The organism is Anaerolactibacter massiliensis (genome assembly GCF_900290205.1).
Lineage (GTDB): Bacteria > Bacillota_I > Bacilli_A > Erysipelotrichales > Erysipelotrichaceae > Bulleidia > Bulleidia intestinalis.
Genome location: NZ_OLMH01000002.1, coordinates 1326506 through 1344311 on the forward strand (window position 1 = coordinate 1326506; position 17806 = coordinate 1344311).

At 51.9% G+C, this 17806-nt stretch carries 18 protein-coding genes; 2 read left to right on the forward strand and 16 right to left on the reverse strand.

The window, feature by feature from the left end; genetic code table 11:
* Positions 1-22: 22 nt before the first annotated feature.
* Positions 23-2248, reverse strand: coding sequence for an FAD-binding protein (locus tag C7E00_RS09850; protein WP_105304124.1), 2226 nt, complete (start codon positions 2246-2248; stop codon positions 23-25).
* 75 nt (positions 2249-2323) lie between these two features.
* Between C7E00_RS09850 and C7E00_RS09855 the strand changes: the two genes are divergently transcribed.
* On the forward strand, positions 2324-3043 hold the full coding sequence (locus tag C7E00_RS09855) for a MerR family transcriptional regulator (protein ID WP_105304125.1): 720 nt from the start codon (positions 2324-2326) through the stop codon (positions 3041-3043).
* Here the strand turns inward: C7E00_RS09855 and C7E00_RS09860 are convergent.
* The 12 genes from C7E00_RS09860 to C7E00_RS09915 form a co-directional block, all read right to left on the reverse strand.
* Complete coding sequence (locus C7E00_RS09860; protein ID WP_105304126.1) at positions 3028-3297, reverse strand: hypothetical protein; 270 nt, start codon at positions 3295-3297, stop codon at positions 3028-3030. The genes C7E00_RS09855 and C7E00_RS09860 overlap by 16 nt on opposite strands.
* A gap of 2 nt (positions 3298-3299) precedes the next feature.
* Positions 3300-3932 (reverse strand): CpXC domain-containing protein, encoded by a 633-nt coding sequence (locus tag C7E00_RS09865; RefSeq protein ID WP_105304127.1) that lies wholly within the window; start codon positions 3930-3932, stop codon positions 3300-3302.
* 31 nt (positions 3933-3963) lie between these two features.
* Entirely contained in the window at positions 3964-4908 is a 945-nt protein-coding gene (locus C7E00_RS09870) for a hypothetical protein (RefSeq protein WP_105304128.1), read from the reverse strand.
* A gap of 67 nt (positions 4909-4975) precedes the next feature.
* Positions 4976-5644, reverse strand: a complete 669-nt coding sequence (locus C7E00_RS09875) for a CpXC domain-containing protein (protein WP_105304129.1) — start codon at positions 5642-5644, stop codon at positions 4976-4978.
* A gap of 11 nt (positions 5645-5655) precedes the next feature.
* Entirely contained in the window at positions 5656-6360 is a 705-nt protein-coding gene (locus C7E00_RS09880; protein WP_105304130.1) for a CpXC domain-containing protein, read from the reverse strand.
* Complete coding sequence (locus C7E00_RS09885) at positions 6353-7606, reverse strand: aminopeptidase P family protein (RefSeq protein WP_105304131.1); 1254 nt, start codon at positions 7604-7606, stop codon at positions 6353-6355. The genes C7E00_RS09880 and C7E00_RS09885 overlap by 8 nt, the downstream gene beginning before the upstream one ends.
* A gap of 49 nt (positions 7607-7655) precedes the next feature.
* A complete protein-coding gene (locus tag C7E00_RS09890; protein ID WP_105304132.1) occupies positions 7656-8081 on the reverse strand; it encodes a GNAT family N-acetyltransferase in 426 nt (141 codons plus the stop codon).
* Between the two features lie 367 nt (positions 8082-8448).
* Positions 8449-9723 (reverse strand): ArsB/NhaD family transporter, encoded by a 1275-nt coding sequence (locus tag C7E00_RS09895; protein WP_105304133.1) that lies wholly within the window; start codon positions 9721-9723, stop codon positions 8449-8451.
* Positions 9724-9995: 272 nt separating this feature from the next.
* Entirely contained in the window at positions 9996-10469 is a 474-nt protein-coding gene (locus tag C7E00_RS09900) for a hypothetical protein (RefSeq protein WP_105304134.1), read from the reverse strand.
* Between the two features lie 96 nt (positions 10470-10565).
* Entirely contained in the window at positions 10566-11573 is a 1008-nt protein-coding gene (locus C7E00_RS09905) for an SPFH domain-containing protein (protein WP_105304135.1), read from the reverse strand.
* Between the two features lie 348 nt (positions 11574-11921).
* Positions 11922-12263, reverse strand: coding sequence for a hypothetical protein (locus tag C7E00_RS09910; RefSeq protein WP_105304136.1), 342 nt, complete (start codon positions 12261-12263; stop codon positions 11922-11924).
* Positions 12263-13591: an IS30 family transposase gene (locus tag C7E00_RS09915; RefSeq protein WP_105304137.1), complete on the reverse strand. Its 1329-nt coding sequence runs from the start codon at positions 13589-13591 to the stop codon at positions 12263-12265. Before C7E00_RS09915 ends, C7E00_RS09910 begins: the two co-directional genes overlap by 1 nt.
* Positions 13592-13815: 224 nt before the next feature.
* On the opposite strand from C7E00_RS09915, the gene C7E00_RS09920 reads away from it, so the two are divergent.
* Positions 13816-14169 (forward strand): hypothetical protein, encoded by a 354-nt coding sequence (locus tag C7E00_RS09920; RefSeq protein WP_105304138.1) that lies wholly within the window; start codon positions 13816-13818, stop codon positions 14167-14169.
* Positions 14170-14495: 326 nt separating this feature from the next.
* Here the strand turns inward: C7E00_RS09920 and glgB are convergent, their stop codons facing one another.
* From glgB to C7E00_RS09935, 3 genes are all read right to left on the reverse strand, one after another.
* Positions 14496-16478, reverse strand: a complete 1983-nt coding sequence (gene glgB / locus C7E00_RS09925; protein ID WP_105304139.1) for a 1,4-alpha-glucan branching protein GlgB — start codon at positions 16476-16478, stop codon at positions 14496-14498.
* 132 nt (positions 16479-16610) lie between these two features.
* The gene (locus C7E00_RS09930; RefSeq protein ID WP_105304140.1) at positions 16611-17174 is read right to left on the reverse strand and encodes a manganese efflux pump MntP; all 564 of its coding nucleotides are present in this window, start codon (positions 17172-17174) and stop codon (positions 16611-16613) included.
* Between the two features lie 235 nt (positions 17175-17409).
* Entirely contained in the window at positions 17410-17775 is a 366-nt protein-coding gene (locus C7E00_RS09935; protein ID WP_105304141.1) for a hypothetical protein, read from the reverse strand.
* Positions 17776-17806 lie beyond the last annotated feature (31 nt).

The following is a 17806-nucleotide window of genomic DNA, read 5'->3' on the forward strand; positions in this document are numbered from 1 at the left end:
CGCGCCTCTTTCAGGAAATGATTCAGTTAGCGGAACCAGCCGCCAGAGAAGCAGCAGCTTCGCCGGCGATCTTGCCGGAGACGAATGTCCAGGACTGAGCCTGTCCGCCCCAAGGAGAATAAGCTTCACCCTCTTTGTTGCAGACGCCTTCGCTGTCCTGACCGACTGCGAACAGATTCGTGATCGGAGTGCCGTCTTCCTTCAGGACATTCATGTTCACATCGACATCGAGTCCGCCGACCGTGCCATAAGAATAGCCTGCGCATTCGAACAGATAATATGTCTGGTCTGCATCGCCGAGTGATGCGGTGAGCTTGTCAGCATCCATGCCGAGCTTTTCGGCAAGTTCTGCCGGAGTGCCGGACCATGCATTATTCGTTGCGATTGCCGCATCGACGATCGTGTCGAGGTCTTCAATCGGAGTTCCTGCTGCCGGAACGGTGCCGCCCTGATTCAGGCCGAAGATCGATACTGCTGCAGTCGTTTCCGAGAGGCCTTCGGTCTTCATCTTCTCAAGATCTTCTTCCGTATAGGCATTGTAGTAATGGAAGCCCGGTGCATAGGCGATGCCGACGGTCAGCTCGCTGTTCGTGGTGCCGGACTCATCCGTTGTGCCGAGAATTGCGCCGGTCTCATCGATCTCCTTGGCATCGGAAGTCGTAGCGATCGCGGAGAGAATTGCCTTCTGATCTGCGGTCAGCGTATCATCGCGGATGATGTTCGGAACCTGGGAGACGTGGATCATCGGCAGAGTGCCGAGTGCATACGTTGCGCCGCCGACGCTCTGACCCATCTGGATGCCAGTTCCCTTGTTCACGGTATCGCCGATCGTATGAACGGTGCTGCCGTATACTTCCTTCATCATGTCATCATTTCCGAGGAAGCCGCCGGTAGCGAGGATTACGGTTCTGCCGTAGATCTCATAGGTGGTTCCATCGTAATACTGAGCACGGACACCGGTGACGTTTCCATTGTCATCCGTGATGAGCTCTTCGGCAGTAAGCTCGGTCATGTAGTCGTTCTTCTCGTTCATTGCCTTTGCCTTCTCAAGGGCATTGCGGAACTGATATGTATGATCCGGTCCGAATGCATACCACTTCGTATTGTTCTCGTCAGCAGTGTAGACGGTCCATTCCTTGTCCCAGTCGGTCCGCACGAAGCTGCCAAGCAGGCCATTCAAGCCATCGAAGCTGTAGTCGAAATTATCCATGTAATAGTCCAGTGCGGAACCGCTCTGGTAGACTGCTTCCTTGATGACGTCTGCCTTCTCATCAGTTCCTACATATTCGAGCCAGGTCTTGTAGACATCGTCTTCATCGATGTAGTCTTCGCCATTGTTGTACTTCTCAGCAAGGTTCTTGGAATTGAGTGCCATCGGGCCGTAGACGGAAGCGGAGTTTCCGCCGATCTCGCCGGCTGCTTCGATGCCGAAGACTGAAGCGCCTGCCTTGGCTGCTGCTGCATAAGCCATGAGGCCGGATCCGCCGAGGCCGACGACGATGACGTCATAGCCGTCCTTGACGACCGTATCGGTCTTCTTCTCGACGGAAGTGCGCCATTCGGTATCATTGCCGCCGGCATCATTGATGGCAGCAGCGACGATGTTCTTGATTGCACCGGATGAAGTCGTAGCACCGGTGATGGAGTCGACATCGAGAGACTGTGCATCGATGATGCGCGGGATCAGCAGGCTCTCAGCAACCGAGAACCACTGCCCGGTTGCAGAGTCGGTTTCCTTGGTGATCTTGATGTCCGTGATCTTCTGATCCTGGATCGTGACATCGCCGGTCATCATGCCGGTGACGCCGAAGCTGGCGACCGTTTCCGTATAGGTGCCGTCTTTCAGGCTGGTCTTTGCGGCAGTACTGGTATCTTCTCCCTTGGCCTGGGCAATGACGTCTGCCATAGCGGTCTTAACGGCATTGGAAGTCTCGGTAGCACCGGAAACCGCATCGATGTCAGCAGACTGTGCAGACATGATTTCGTTCTGCAGGTCCTCGACGGCGGCACCGCCGATGGACTCGGTTTCTCCGGATGCGTCAATCGTGACAGATTTGATGGCATCGGAGCTGAATTCTGCAGTGACGGTGACGTCGCTGCTGTGGCCGCTGGCACTGGCCGTGTAGGTTCCGGCCGTATAGAGGGCCGAAGCGCTGGCAGAAGCAGATGCTGCTGCGGATGAAGAACTGCATCCGGCCAGGGATACTGCCATTAAGGCCGAAAGCAAAGTGATCAGAGATTTTCTCATCTTTTCCTCCCTTGTGAGCTGATTCACGTTTATACTTTAAACGTTGGAACTGTTCCAAGGTCAAGGGGGGGTACGATGAATATTCTTGAAGCAAGCAGAGCAACCGGGGTTTCCAGAGATATGATCCGGTTCTACGAGAAGAAAGGCATCCTTTCCCCGGCCCGGAATCCAGGCAATCACTATCGGGAATACGGGATGCACGAGATTCATCAGATTATACTCGCCCATCAGTACAACAGCATGGGCGTGGATCTCGATACGATTGCGAAGATGTTCCGCAAGCAGGATCTTCTGCAGGCAGAAACAGAACTGAGCCAGGGTATCGCACAGCTGCAGGAAGAAGCAGAATGGGCTGCCGAACGGCTGGAGAATGCAAAGCGGCTGCAGGCCCTGTTTCCACTTCTGAAACAAGAAAACATGCAGGAGATCTCCGAACGCCCTGCTTCGTGCTATCTGCCGGGAACGGGAAACAGTTCTTCTGCCGGTCTGCCGGTAGTCCGGCTTCATCTTGGAGAAACGTTCTTCCAGGATCTTGGAATCATCTGCTGGCGCTCACCCCGGAAGAATGAAAAAGCCGGCATTGCGCTGGCTCCGGGGATCTATCTGCGCAAGCTCGTCCGCCATTCCGCTTCTGAGCTCTTCAGCAGAAAAGAAGCAGAAGAGCTGAAAGAAGGATGCAGAAAGGACGGATGGGATATCGGTCCGGACTTCTTCATCTCGCAGGTGCTCTGCGGTCAGGGAGATGCTCATCCTGATCTGCTGTGCATTGAGGCTGCTGCTCAGCCTTCGCGGTAATAGCGGATCGAGGTTTCTTCCGGTTCGTTCAGTTCAAACGAGATATTGCGTTTCTGCCTGCTGCTTTCCCAGCTCATGGCATCTGCAGCGGTTTCATAGTCCGCAATCAGCGAAACGCGGTTTTTATCCGGATCGGCGCCGATCTCGCAGTGAGGGACTGACATGCATTCAGAGATCTGCCGCTCGATGCATTCCAGTGCATCGGAAAGATCAGTTCCTTCGCTCAGTTCATAAATCGTGATTACCCGGTACATGTTCATTCTCCTGTCTCTTCCAGTGATGCTGAGGCAAATGCGGCCCATGCCGCATTGACGATCACAGATGCTTTCATCTCTGCCGAAAGCTCCGGCAGCACTTCCTTTTCGATTCTCTGATACGTATTGCGGTCCATCGGAACGGAACCGGAAAAGCCTTCTTCCGTAAGCACTGCAAAGTGATATCCGCCTTCGGCCGGCATGAAGTACATGGTCTGGATCTTCAGATCAGGCTGTTCGTTCAGAATAGCTTCTTCCATCAGATGTTTTTCCAGTTCCACCGCCCGGTCATCGAGGCCTTCTTCAGCAATCAGGATCTTCTCCATCATCTCATTGGGATCGCTGACCCGGCGGATCAGATAGCCCGGATATTCCTGTTCTCTCGAAAGATCGGGATGATCCGGATCTTCCGGCAGATGGATGAGAAGCTTATGCTTCGGGTCTGCATAGACGCATTCATAGCGGATCAATGCCGAGAAGCCGCAATGGCTGCACGTGAACGAGAAGAGACTGCCATCCAGAATCCGTTCTTTCAGTTCCGGAAATTCTTCTGGATTGATCGCAGAGTATTCCGGGATCGTTTCCGTATGCCGGCATTTCGGGCAGGTAAAGGAAAATGTCTTTTCACTGGTCATGGGTCAATTGTAGCAGAGAAGAGAAAAAGGATCAGCGATTTTCGCTGACCCAGGTCCATGCTTTATCGGTGGCGATCCATTTTCCTTCGCCGATCCGGATCCAGTCATAAGAGGGATCATCGTGATACACCTCATAGACCGGATATGTTTCCCCGGATGCAGTCTTTCCGAGAACGGACGCAGAAGCAGAATGATCAGAGCGGATCCGGATGCGCTCATGAACTGTGATCGTTCCGGACGAGGCTGATGAAGAAGACTTGCTGTATTCGGTCGATTTCACCCATGTCCACGCTTTATCCGTGGCAATCCACTGGCCATCCGCGATGCGGATCCAGTCATAGGAAGAATCGCCATGATAGACTTCATAGACCGGATAGTTCTGACCAGGAGAAGCCTTTCCGATGATGCCTGCAGAGACAGAATGAGCACTGCGGATATGGATTGCAGAAGAGCCGATAGTCACATATCCGCCTGCTCCGGAAACCTGCTTCGAAGTGCTACCGCTCAGGTCTTCGACCGTGCGGATCGAAGAAGGCTGATAGACACCCCAGCTGCCCTGGTCGGCAATCCACTGCCCGGTCCCAATCTGATACCACGTATAGCCGCCTGCTTCTTTCACCGCATAGATGGAATAGGTTTTCCCCTCCGATGCCTTGCCGAGTGATTTTTCAGAGACGGACGGACCAGAGCGGATGTTCAGACCGCTTACCGTGACTTTAAAGGTTCCGATGGAGGAAGCTTCATAGGAAGCGGATGCTACAGAAGCGGTCGGCGCGGGAGATGCAGAGGCTGTCGGCTCTGGCGTCGCGGACGCAGATGGAGATGGAGTCGGTTCCGGGGTTGAAGTCTGAACCGGGGCAGCCGTCGGTTTTTCAGATGGCGGCACGGAAACCGCCGGATCGCTCTTCTTTCCAGAACATCCTGCCATGGTCAGGCTGAGCACCAGCATCACGCTGGCTATGATTGTTTTCTTCATGAGGATTCCTCCCCTCTTCTATCTCTGATTCTAGCAGGGAAACCGGAAAGAGCCTCTTAATGATTGCTTAAGATTGAGAAGGCTTTGCGTAAGGGTCATAGCCCATTGCCGCAAATGCCCAGTCTTCATCGACTTCTCTCGTATGGCGCAGCTTTTCGGGAAGCTTCGGAATCGCATCGGAGAGGATGCCTTCATAGAGTTCTTCCGGCAGCTGCACTGCCTGGCCGAACCCGTCGTCAGTCTCAATGGAGAGCTGTGCTTCTTTCTGTCCGGCCAGGAAAGAATAGTAAAGATTCTTGACCTTCAGGCCGGGATACTGGTTCATGAGGCTCCCTTTCAAGATCACCTTGCATAGTTCAATGACATGATCATCGCGCTGCTGATCGAAGATCATGATCTTCTCCGCAAGCTGATTGGAATTGATCACCGTGCGGATTTCATAGTTCTTCAGAAGCTCTTCTTTCTCCTCCGGATCGAACTCCTCCAGGAATTCAGACACCGGATCTGCGCTCTCTTCGGAAGGATTGACGAGCTGAATCAGATAGCGATCCGTGCGGCTGATATAAGCCATCGGATAATAGATCGCATTCTCTGCATTGCAGGAAGGACATCTGGTCTGGAAGATCTCTGTGTGGAGCACTTCATTCTTCATCGTCTCATCGGCGATGCGGATGGCTGGCATCTCATGGATCTTTCCGCATTGATGACAGGCATACTGAATGATTTCTGTTTTCATCTTCTTCTCCTTCAGGATAAATCGATCACCGGTTCTTCCGGAAGCGGCGCCTGGCGGTTGGCTTCCAGGAATTCTGCCGCCCAGTTCTGATCGATGACCGGTTCGGTTTCCGGATTGTTCAGCAGAGAACCATAGCGGTCTTCCAGCATTGAGATTGCATTCTGCTTCAGCGGAACGAAGTCACTAGCGACATGATGGCCATCGACGATCATGAAGCCTTCGGCTTCCCGGCCATGGTCATCGCGAGCCAGGTTGTAGATCAGGCCGAGCACTTTCTTATGCGGTGCTTCTTTCTCCAGATCGCGAAGAACGGCACTCTTGGCGATTTCGACAATGCGGTCATCCGCATCGTATTCTTTCTCCAGCACTTTTTCCGCAAGCTGTTCCGGAGCCGATACCGCTCTCAGAAAATCATATTCGGAAGGTCTGGCGGCCATGACCTTGCGCAGATACGGAACGAAATCATCCCTGGAATTGTCTGTGCTGCCAAGCAGCACGAGTTCTTTCTTCAGATCATCCGTATAGACGCAGTCATAGGTCATATACTGCACTCTGCCGCAATGCGGGCATTCTGACTCAAACAGCTTTCCGGTGATGACCAGTTCTTTCAATTCCGGATCTGTTACCGCATTGACTTGCGTATAAAGTGTGATTTCATACTGTTCCGAGCAGTACGGGCAGGTGACTTTCTGACTGTCCTTTCTCGTTTCAATCATGATGTTCCCTCATATAGGCTTCGATCTCATCGATCTCTTTCGGAATGCCTGCTGAGAGAATCTCCACGCCAGTATCTGTCACGAGCAGCGTATCCTCAATGCGGATGCCCATGCCTTCATCATCAAAATAGAGTCCCGGTTCGAGCGTGAACATCATATCTTTTTCCAGCAGCAGATCATAGTCGCCGGCATCATGTGTGTCCAGGCCGATCGTATGGCCGCTGCCATGCATGTAGTACTTTGCGATTTCTTCTTCACGGGAAATCTTGCCGATGCGGATCAGTTCTTCGGCCATCACATGGCGGGAGAGGTTCTGCAGATCATCCTTGACGACGCCCGGCTTCGAAGCATCTTCCGCAGCTTTCAGTCCGAGCAGCACTGCATGATACAGCTGCTTCTGACGCTCCGTGAAACTGCCGTTCACCGGATAGGTACGGCTGACATCTGCGCAGTAATAGTTCCAGCGGGCCCCGAGATCGAACAGGATCAGGTCCCCGTCTTTCGTGACGGCATCATTGTCCATGTAATGCATGTGATTGGCATTGGCGCCTGCCGCAGCAATCGTCGTGAAAGCAGGGATCTTCACGCCATGGCTGCGAAGGACGAAGTCATAGTATGCTTCGATTTCATATTCCTTCATGCCCGGTTTCATGTGGGCAAGCATGTTCTTCACGCCAAGTTCCGTGATCTCCACTGCCTTGCGATGATCCTCGATTTCCTCCGGATACTTGATCGTCCTCTGCTTCGCAATGAATGGGAATGCATTATGCATGGAAAGATACGGATACTCCTGCAGCAGCTTTCCTGCTATCAGCTGAGCGGTATTCAGCGGTCTGGTCGCATCATAGCGGGATACATCGACGTACAGAGACTCGATATCGCCCCGGAACATCAGCCGGCTCAGCATCTCATCAAACGATTCACGCGGATACAGCCCGCTGATGCCAGCATCTTTCTTCACGGCTTCGGCATCGAAATGACGGTTCATCCATCTCTGTTCCATCGGCGTCGGAATATGCACGAACAGAAGTTCCCGGATGTTCTGATTCCGTTTCAGCATCACATAGATGGCATCCGGACTGTCGATGCCGGTCAGATAGAAGAAGTTCCGATTGACTTCAAAGGGAAATACATCATCACGGCTGGATTCCATCTCCTCTCCGCTGTGCGAGACAAACAGCGACTGATCAGGCAGCCATGCGGCAAGTTTCTGCCGGATTTCCCGGCGGGATTCGGTTTTCAGCATAAACAGAGTTCTCCTCTTGATTACAGTTTACCGCAATCCCGCTTTTTCTTCATTGCCAGGCGATCCGCATCAGGATCTCTTTCTTTGCTTCTCCTGTTCTCACAAAGCCGTATTCGGCATAGAACGGACACCGTTCCGGACTGCAGGTCAGATAGACACCTTCATACCGGCGGCTTCTTGCCTGTTCGATGACTTCCTTGATCAGCACTCCTTCTGCACCGAGTTTCTGCCAGCACGGATCAATCATGAGCTGGCGGATGCTGTGCCATTGTCCATAGATGTCTCCACCGGGGATGACCGGTGCCCCTTCGGCACAGCCGATCAGTCTTCCTTCCACCCGCATCAGCAGAAACTGCTCCGGGTGTTCCGACATCCTTGCCGGAAGCTGTCCGTATGGATCCCGGATGCCGCATCTTCGTTCCAGGATGCGAATCTCTGCGAGATCGCCCGGAACGGCCGTTCTTATTTCCATCATGTTCCGATTCTCCGGATTCCATTATGCGCGAAGAACGGAATCAGAAGGCTCCGGACTCCGGACAGCCGGGAGATTTGGTTCGAAGAAACACTCAGAGATGGTGAAAACCGTATTCACAGTTGTTCACGGAAAGTTCACATAACTGCCCGGATGTGTTCAGATTGATCGAGTAAGTTATAGATGTTCCAAGAAAGGAGCTCTGAGGCAGGCGGACAACAAGCCGCATTCTGAAATGCATGAATCAAACACATTATCTTTTCCCCCCACAAACAAAAAAGATAATATCCGCGGAAGCGTCCTGTGCCAGCAGGGCGCTTTCTTCATATAAAAAGCACTCCGCCGAAAGCAGAGTGCGATGAATTGCAGATTATGCCCAGAACAGCCAGACGACCGCGGCTCCGCAGATTGCGGCAGTCAGCGTGAACGGAACGCCGATGCGCATGAAGTCTTTCGTGGAGACCTGATATCCCTTCTTCTGCAGGACGCCGATGCCGGCAATGTTTGCCGAAGCTCCGACCGGTGTCAGGTTGCCGCCGAGGGTAGCCCCGATCAGGAGACCGAAATAGAACAGATACGGATCGCTCATCCCCATCATGGAGGCAATGCCGCGTACGACCGGCAGCATCGTCGCGACATACGGAATATTGTCGATGAATGCCGACAGCACCACAGATACGCCGACGATGAGCACATACATGACCAGCTTGGAGCTGCCGCCGATCTTCAGGAAGAAGTCCGCAATCAGATCGATTACGCCTGCTTCCGTGATGCCGGCGATGACCATGAACAGGCCCGCCAGAAGAAGCAGCGTCTTGTAGTCCATCTCCTTCATAACCTTGGCAAGCGGAGCAGAAGAATGACGATGCAGGCATTCGTAGAGGATGCCGACGAGGGCAACGCTGACGCAGATGATGCCGTTGGTCAGAGCCGGCTTATTCTGAAACTGCGAAGCGATGATCAGACCGCCGATCGTTGCCAGCATCAGGAAGGATGGCACATAGTCCGTGACTTTCGTGACCACTTCGGAATTCACCGGGGCTTTTTCTTTCCGGAACAGTCCGTACAGCACTACAAGCGAAGCGATGGCTCCGGTTTCGACTGCCAGGGCAATGCCCGGTCTTCCATTCATCACGAAGAAGTCATTGAAGGACATGCCTGCATACTGACCGAGCAGGATCGAAGTCGTATCGCCGACCAGCGTCGCTGCACCCTGCAGGTTCGAAGAAACTGAGATGGAGATGATCACCGGGACCGGATTGATCTTCAGCTTTTCCGCTACGGCAAGACCGACCGGCGCGACCATCAGGACGGTTGCGACATTGTCGACAAAGGCAGAGATGATCCCGGAAAGCGCACTGAGCGCAACGACTGCCCAGCAGACATTCGAGGTATGCTTCAGCAGGGTTTCTGCCATTCTGGCCGGCATCCTGCTTTCGATGAACAGCGATACGGTTGCCATCGTGCCGCCGATCATCATGATGACATTCCAGTCGATATTCGCGATGGCATCTGCAGGGCTCACCATGCCGGTGGTCATGAACAGAGCAGCAGTGCATAAGGCGATGAGATAGCGGTGATCCGGGAAGCGCAGCAGCAGCACATACATGGCCGCAAACATGGCCAGAGCGATCCAGACAGTCATAAAGTTCTCCTCCGATAAAAAAAGCAGGCTTGTGCCTGGCTCAGTGTTCCGTGATCTGACCCCATGCACAGCAGATTGCCATACATGAGTCTTACCGCTATGGAGGACCGGATCCCTTTTTCAAGGAATCGTGCTGACGGTCCTGCCCCGCTTTCACAAAGCGTCGGTTACTCCCTCAACGTACCAGAATGTTATACCTTCTTTCGTTTCCCGATGCAATGCGGAAAAATGCGGCAGATTGGGGAAAATGTAAAAAAGCAGGCATCCCTGCTTCAGTCTGCCTGCGGTACGAGGCCGGAATTCATCCGATGCGGTTTCGGAGCCCGCTGATGGCCGAGCAGGAACACCGATGTGACCGTAATCGTCAGTTCCTTATGCGCACTTGTCGGCCGGGAACGCAGATACGCTCTTCCTTCCAGCAGAACCCGGTCGCCTTCGCTGAGCTCAGCAACCTCATCGGCATGTTTCTCTCTGGCCGCAAAGCTGATGACATTGACCGTATCGAGTTCATCATGGGAATGATAGTACGTCTGACTGTCGGTTTCCCGGGCCAGGATGCCGATCTTGCGGTCCAGGCCATGGACGGTGATCTTGCCGAATGACATCTTCTGATCCTGTGAAGTGCCGATGTCACTGCGCAGATGAGGAACGCCCTCTGCCTCGATCGTCCCGACGACGCTGATGTGGTAACAGACGACGTTTCCTTCTTTGTCACGGATAGATTCAAAAGCAAAAAAATCTCTCATGAAACAATTCCTTTCAGACTGGTGTCAGATTCTTCTCAGTGATTTCATTATACCCGGTTCATGAAAACACCGGAAGTGGTTTCCGGTGTCAGAAATTCATTTTTTCAGGAAATCCGGCTCTGCATGAATGTCAGCAGGCTTCTCTGAAGATGCGGCAGGTTCCTTTGCGGCATCCTTCAGCGTCTCGCCGACTGCCGAAGCCAGCGCGCCGGCCTGGGCAAGATCGGAAGGCAGGAAGATCTTCGTCGCCTTGCCGTCCGCAACCTTTTCCAAGGCACTCAGCGTTCTCAGCCGGATGACTGCTTCATCAGCCCCTGCTTCCTTCAGCATCCGGATGCCATCCGCCTCTGCCTGCTTGACCTGGCGAATCGCTTCTGCCTGGCCAGCCGCTTTGTCGATCAGAGCCTGTTTCTCTGCTTCTGCTTCGAGGATCTTCTTCTGCTTGTCGGCTTCCGCATCGAGGATCAGAGCTTCCTTGTGGCCTTCTGCCTTCAGGATATCGGACTGCTTATGACCCTCTGCTTCCAGGATCTCGGCCCGCTTGTTGCGCTCTGCCGTGACCTGCTTCTCCATGGCGATGCGGACATCATTATTCGGGGTAAGACTCTTGATTTCGACTCTGCGGACCAGGACACCCCAGTCGTCCGTTGCCTTGTCGAGCACTTCGCGCATCGAGTCGTTGATCCGCTCACGGCTCGTCAGAGCTTCATCGAGCGTCATCTCGCCGACCACATTTCTCAGAGTGGTTGCGGCAAGAAGCTCAATGGCGGTTTCCGGGTTCGTGACTCCATACGCATACTTGCGCGGATTGTCATCGGTATCCCGGACTTTGTAGAAGACCACGGAATCGACCTTCAGCATGACGTTGTCCTTCGTGATTGCTTCAATTGCCGCAAAGTCTCCGACCTGCTCCTTGACGTTGACTTTCTTTGCAATGCGCTCAACGATCGGTTTGCGGATATGCAGGCCAGGCCCCCAGGTTGCCTCATACTTGCCAAGGAATTCAATGACATAGGCAAACCCCTGCGGAACAATGACCAGAAGCGAGATAACCAGCAGAATAATCAGAATGATGATGACCAGGAATACGATGAACGAACCCATCGGGGGATTCCTCCTCTCTTCTGGTTTCATTCTAGCATACAATCGTTTTTTTCTGACGGTGGTGAATTGAAAAACTGAACGCAAGTTTTACGAAGTTATCGCAAGCTGTGTGTGACAAGGAATAGTGAGAGACCGGTTCTGAAGTAATTCCGGTCTCTTTTCTATGGATTTTCTGCCTGAAATGATAGGAAAAGTGTTCAAATACGTTACAATTTAAGCGCAGTAAAACCTGCCCTGCTGTGCCGATAAAATTCAGACACGGTCAGCGCAACGGGGAATAATGACGGATGCTCAGCCAGAACCTGCCATGATTTCAGTGCTTAGTGATTGGTGGTGCCGGTCAGATGATTATGAGGGAATCTCATACTTCATCGGTAGAATGCGGTTATAAATCTTCTTGTACCGAGGACGTTTCTTCTTTGGATAAACGGAGTAGAAGAGATCATGATCCCTGAGAAACGAGAAGCTGACGTATTCGAGATCGAGAACCTGCGGATCAGGAAGAGGATCTACCAGAGCGAAAAAGCAGCTGCTCTCTCTGTGCCAGCTCATGATGTAAAAGTCGATATGAGCGGTGCAGTCCTGGATGTAGACGCTGACAGGAGATTCCTTCTCGTCTCCAGGCAATTCCTGCGGAGCATTCGTCATTATGACTTTGGTGATCTCAGGAAGGCTTACGGTGTATTTCATTACTCGATGCCTTCCTTTCTTCTGGAGTCATGATAAATTCTGACAAGGGAAGGGTCCAGAATTACATCCTTTCCCTGGATCTGATGAATGCGGAAACACTTTTCCGCAATGTCATCGCCATAGGCAAACGAGAACATTTCATAGGGAGTGTGGTCATTCAGCTTCTTCCTGCGCAGCGAATTTGTATGACTGAACGCAAGATCGAAGAAATCCTGGTCCAGATCATTGAATGAATGTCCCTTCGGAATGATTCTGCGGAAGACGGAATGCGTATTCTCACAGTTAGGCTTCTGGTATGGAGCACCAGGATCGCAGTAGAACACATAGACACCGAACTTCTCAATTTCTGACGGATTGGAAAATTCTGATCCATTATCCAGAAGCCATACAGCTGGCATCACTTTCTGGAATAGTTCCGCACCAAGAGATTCATACAGATGATTGACAATTGATGTAACAGATGCCGAATTGTTATGGTCTCTGAGAAAGGCAATCTGGAAGTCCCAGTTCGCCCATGTAAGTGTCAGAATGCATTTTCCTCCCTTTTTTCCTTCTACGCTGTCACCCTGCAGAACAGAAAAATCCGGGTGTTCTTCCATGAATTTCAGATAGTCTTCATAGGTTCTTCCGATCCGGCACTTCTTGTCAACTTTGACGATCTGTGCCTTTTTACTGCGAGGCTTCATGCGCACGGCACGGGGAAGATCAATCGGTCTTGCGGAGATCAGACCCTGATTGATCAGATTGTAGGCCTGCTTTTCGCTGATGGTGAAAACGTCCGGCTCATCGACAAAGATATGATGGACTGACTGCCCCATTTTCAGACGATCTGATAGAAGAGTATCAATCTCCTTCACCTCGTCCTCGGTCAATGTGAGACCAGAACGAGACTCCTTGCGGATTTCTCTGGCTTTCTTGTCCGCTTGATCGGCATAATACATGTACTTTTTCAGAGGACAGTACTTCTTCTTTATGCACTGATTGCATACATATGGCGGTGAATCCAGCTTCCTGCAGACTTCTTCTCCGTAGCTGCTGCATGCCTGATTGCAGTTCTGTTTTCTGCAATGATTGCATTTCTTGTCTCTGCAGATACCTGACTGACCAGGACAGATTCCGGATATTGAACAATCCCGGCGATGAATACATCTGTTGGTATGTCCGACTCCGTAAGTGTTTACGAGCGTGCGATACTGCTTTACTTCTCTGCCAACAGAAGAAGCAGACATTCCGAGTTCATCAGCTATTTTTGCAAAGGAAAGACCATCAGAGAGATTCTTCTGAAGCGTAATACGCTTATCCAGATCAAAACGACGATAAGCTGCCATAGACAGTTCCTCCAGTTCTATCGTTAGATGGCAGTAATCTGGCTGATATCTAAATGTTAAAGGAAGAACCGTTTCAGATCTACTTAATGCAAGCCCTTTATAACTTCTTGTTCAGACATACTTAATGCAATACTGGGGTTGCGTTAACTTTTACAAGTGAAGTTTTTCTGACGGTCAGGACATTGTTCCTGCACGGATCGTCCGGGTGTGCTAGACTAACAGACATGGCAGCTACTCGTAAAACATCTTCTGCAAAAACCAGGACACGCAGCACGTCTTCCCGGAAAAAGAACACCTGCCGGGTCGGCGCGGAAAACGGAGACTCGCTCGACTACCGTCCGGGTTCTTCTTCATACCGGTCGATTCATTCTTCCCGCTCCAGCTATGATTTCCGGAGCGAAACGGATTCAGAGGAATACTACTATGACAAGACTCTGAAGAAGCGTCCTGCCGTCAAACATACTGTCCATCATTCAAAGCCTTCCTTTCTGGCTTCCAGCGGGATGCTGGTCTTCCTTCTGATCCTGATCATCGTCTATGTGGTCGTAGCCATGAGGGTCTGGAATCTGCTGCGCTGACATCAGAACTCCTATCATGCTCGGATTCTTCTGAACAGAAAATCTATTGCTTTGCTTCCCGGAACCCATTCTTGCTGGCGCATGGCGGACCAGTACTCCTCTGCGTTTCAGCTGTGCAATCATCCATTCCACATGCCGTTTTTTTAAAGTCCAAGTGTCAGGGTGAGTGCCTCTGTCGTCAGCGAGCCATCCTGCTTCAGCAGAAGAAGCAGTTTTTCTTCTGCCGAGTATTCATTTATACCGACATGTCTGCCAGCGCTCCTGCGGAGTGCTTTCTTTGTGTTTTCCAGAAGAAAGGCTCTGCATATTCACAGAGCCTGGAGAATCTATTTCTTTGCGGGCAATTTCGCGGCAGCTTCTGGCTTCGTCTCATTGAAGCGGAAGACGGCGCAGCCATAAGCAGGCAGCGGATAGCTGATATGGAATGGCTGACCATCGCATTCACCTGCTGAAGCAGTATAAGCCGTCTTCTTTCCGGACTTGGAATCCACTGCTCCATCCCGATCGAAGATCAGAGTATATCTGCCCTTCTGCGGTGCTCCGACCATATAGTCGCTGCGTTCCATCGGAGTGAAGTTGATTACGAACAGCAGAGAATTCTTTCCGTCTGAAGCACGGCGGATAAACGAGAAGATGCTGCGGTCAGCATCATCCGCATTGATCCAGCGGAAGCCTTCCCACGAATCATCCAGTTCATACATAGCGGGATATTTCCGGTACATGTGCAGCAGGTCTCTCATGAATAAGAGTACGCCGCGATTGAGTGGTTCATCGCACAGTTCCCAGCTGAGCTGCGTCTTCTCATCCCATTCATGGTACTGAGCAAAATCCTGGCCCATGAACAGAAGCTTCTTGCCGGCATGGCCGAACATGAACAGGTATCCGCACTTCAGATTGCGGAACTTGTCCTCCGGATAACCAGGCATCTTCTCGATCATCGAGCACTTCAGATGAACGACTTCATCATGCGAGATCACAAGAATGAATTTCTCGCTCGTCGCATAGCTCATGCCGAATGTCATCTTGTTGTGATTATTCTTGCGGAACAGCGGATCGAGCTTCATGTAATCCAGGAAGTCATGCATCCAGCCCATGTTCCACTTGTACGTGAAACCAAGGCCGTCTTCTTCCGGCGCAGCCGTGATCTTCGGCCAGGCAGTGGACTCTTCGGCAATGATGATCGTGCCGTCGCTGCGGCGGCGGATCAGAGAGTTCAGATGCTTGAAGAACTCAATCGCATCCAGATTACCGTTGCCGCCATAGCGGTTCGGAACCCATTCGCCCTGCTTTCTGCCGTAGTCGAGATACAGCATCGAGGCAACCGCATCCACGCGCAGTCCGTCGATATGATATTCGTCATACCAGAACAGCGCATTGCCGATCAGGAAGTTCTTCACTTCATTCTTCGAATAATCAAAGATCTTCGTGCCCCAGTCCGGGTGCTCCCCCATGCGGGGATCAGCATATTCATACGTCGGCGTACCATCGAAATCCGCGAGGCCGAACGCATCTTTCGGAAAATGCGCGGGCACCCAGTCCAGAATCACGCCGATGCCATGCTGGTGCAGATAGTCGACCAGATACTTGAAGCCCAGCGGAGAGCCGTAACGGCTGGTCGGCGCATAATATCCGGTTACCTGATAGCCCCAGGAGCCATCGAACGGATGTTCGGCAATTCCCATGAGCTCCACATGCGTATAGCCCATCCAGCCACAGTATTCCACGAGCTGTTCTGCATATTCTTCATAAGAGAGAAAGCCGTTCTCATCAGACGGATCCTTCTTCTTCCAGCTGCCAAGGTGACATTCATAGATGGCCAGCGGATTGCGGAACGTATTCTTCTCTGCCCTTTCTTTCATCCAGGCAGCGTCGTTCCACTGATAGCTGTCGATATCCGCGGTGCGGCTGGCATTGCCAGGCCGCAATTCCGCAGCGAATGCATACGGATCTGCCTTGTACAGAATGTCTCCGGTCTTTGTCTCAATGGCATACTTGTATAATTCGCCGAAGCCCATGCCCTCGACAAATCCTTCGAAGATTCCCGAGCTTTCCTGAGGAGTCAGCGGATCTTCGCCAGGGGTCCAGCGGTTGCGGTCGGATACCACGGAAACAGCTGCCGCATGCGGTGCCCACACTGCAAAGTGCATGCCTTTCTTTCCATCGACTTCAGCCTGATGAGCACCCATCTTGCGATAGATGGCATAATCTCTGCCCGCGCCGAACAGATAACGGTCGAATGAAGTGAGAAAAACGGAATTGTTTGCTTCTGTGTCCGGAGAAGCTGCCTTCTTGATCTTCTGCTTAGCCATGATCTTTCCTCTTTATTTTCTGCGGATGGTTCACTGCTTTCCTGCAGTCTTTTTCTAGGAGTGATTATACCATGTCATGAGCAGAAACAGACGACGCGTCAGAAATCCAGGCTCATTTTTGTGACAGAATAGTCAGTGTGTCATGAAAATCTCAAGTCCGATCGAGATCAGGATGACGCCGCCGAAGATTGATGCCCTGCCAGCCAGCTTCATCCCGAACTTCTTGCCGAGAATCAGGCCGCCGATACAGATGAAAAATGTCACGATCGCAATGATCAGGGAACTCGCAAACGCCTGGAAGGCAGTGTATTCCGCGATGGTAAACCCGACGGACAGCGCATCGATGCTCGTTGCCACGCCCTGCATAAACAGCGTCCCGCTTCCGACTTCTGCCTGATCTGAAGAAGGACGCAGGCCCTCTATGATCATCTTGCCGCCGAGATACGACAGCAGAATCAGGGCAATCCATGGAATATATGCCTCAAAGGCATGGAAGTACTGCGCAATTGAATGGACGCAGAACCAGCCGATCATCGGCATCAGAAACTGGAAGAATGCGAAGGTTCCTGCAATCATGCACATCCGCTTCTGCTTCATGCCTGCTTCATTCAGCCCGTTGGCCAGAGATACCGAGAACGCATCCATCGCAAGTCCGACGCCCAGCATGATACTGCTGACAATCATCTCACCATTCATATTCCTTCACCTCAGAAAATAAAAAGCATGACCGCCGTCATACCTGTGTTCCTGAACTGAAGACGGAGCCCATGTACGCGCACTGGCGGTACATGAGTCTCGCTTGTTTAAAGCAAGCCAGGTCCGGATCGGACCAGTATGTTGACTTGCTGCGCAATGCGCCAGCTACTCCCTCACGATGCTGATAATTTATCGGAACTGGTCTGAGTTAGTCAAGGAAAACAAAGAGAATGCCTCAGCTGAGACATTCTCTGAAATTAGTATCAGGAGAAAGGCGGTTCATCAGATTCAGAAGACTGGAGAAACTTTCGGGACACGAATCTTTACCGGAGATTCTGGCATGATGCGTTCCATCCTGGTATTCCAGGAGCCAGGAGGAATGAATGGAATTCGTTCCCAGATACTGCTGCTTCCATTCGGGAATATTCAGTTTTTCCAGGTCCTTCACCCATTCCTGCGGATGATCGACGATGCCGCCATCCAGACCATCTGTCCAGAAGGTCTGATAGTGCAGTCCGTCATTTCTCAGTTCCGCATGAAGCTCCTTTACCCCATACCCCGGATTTTTCATGATCCGGAATTCAAGACTCTGAAATGTCATATGCGTATGCCCCGTTTCAAGAATGATTTGT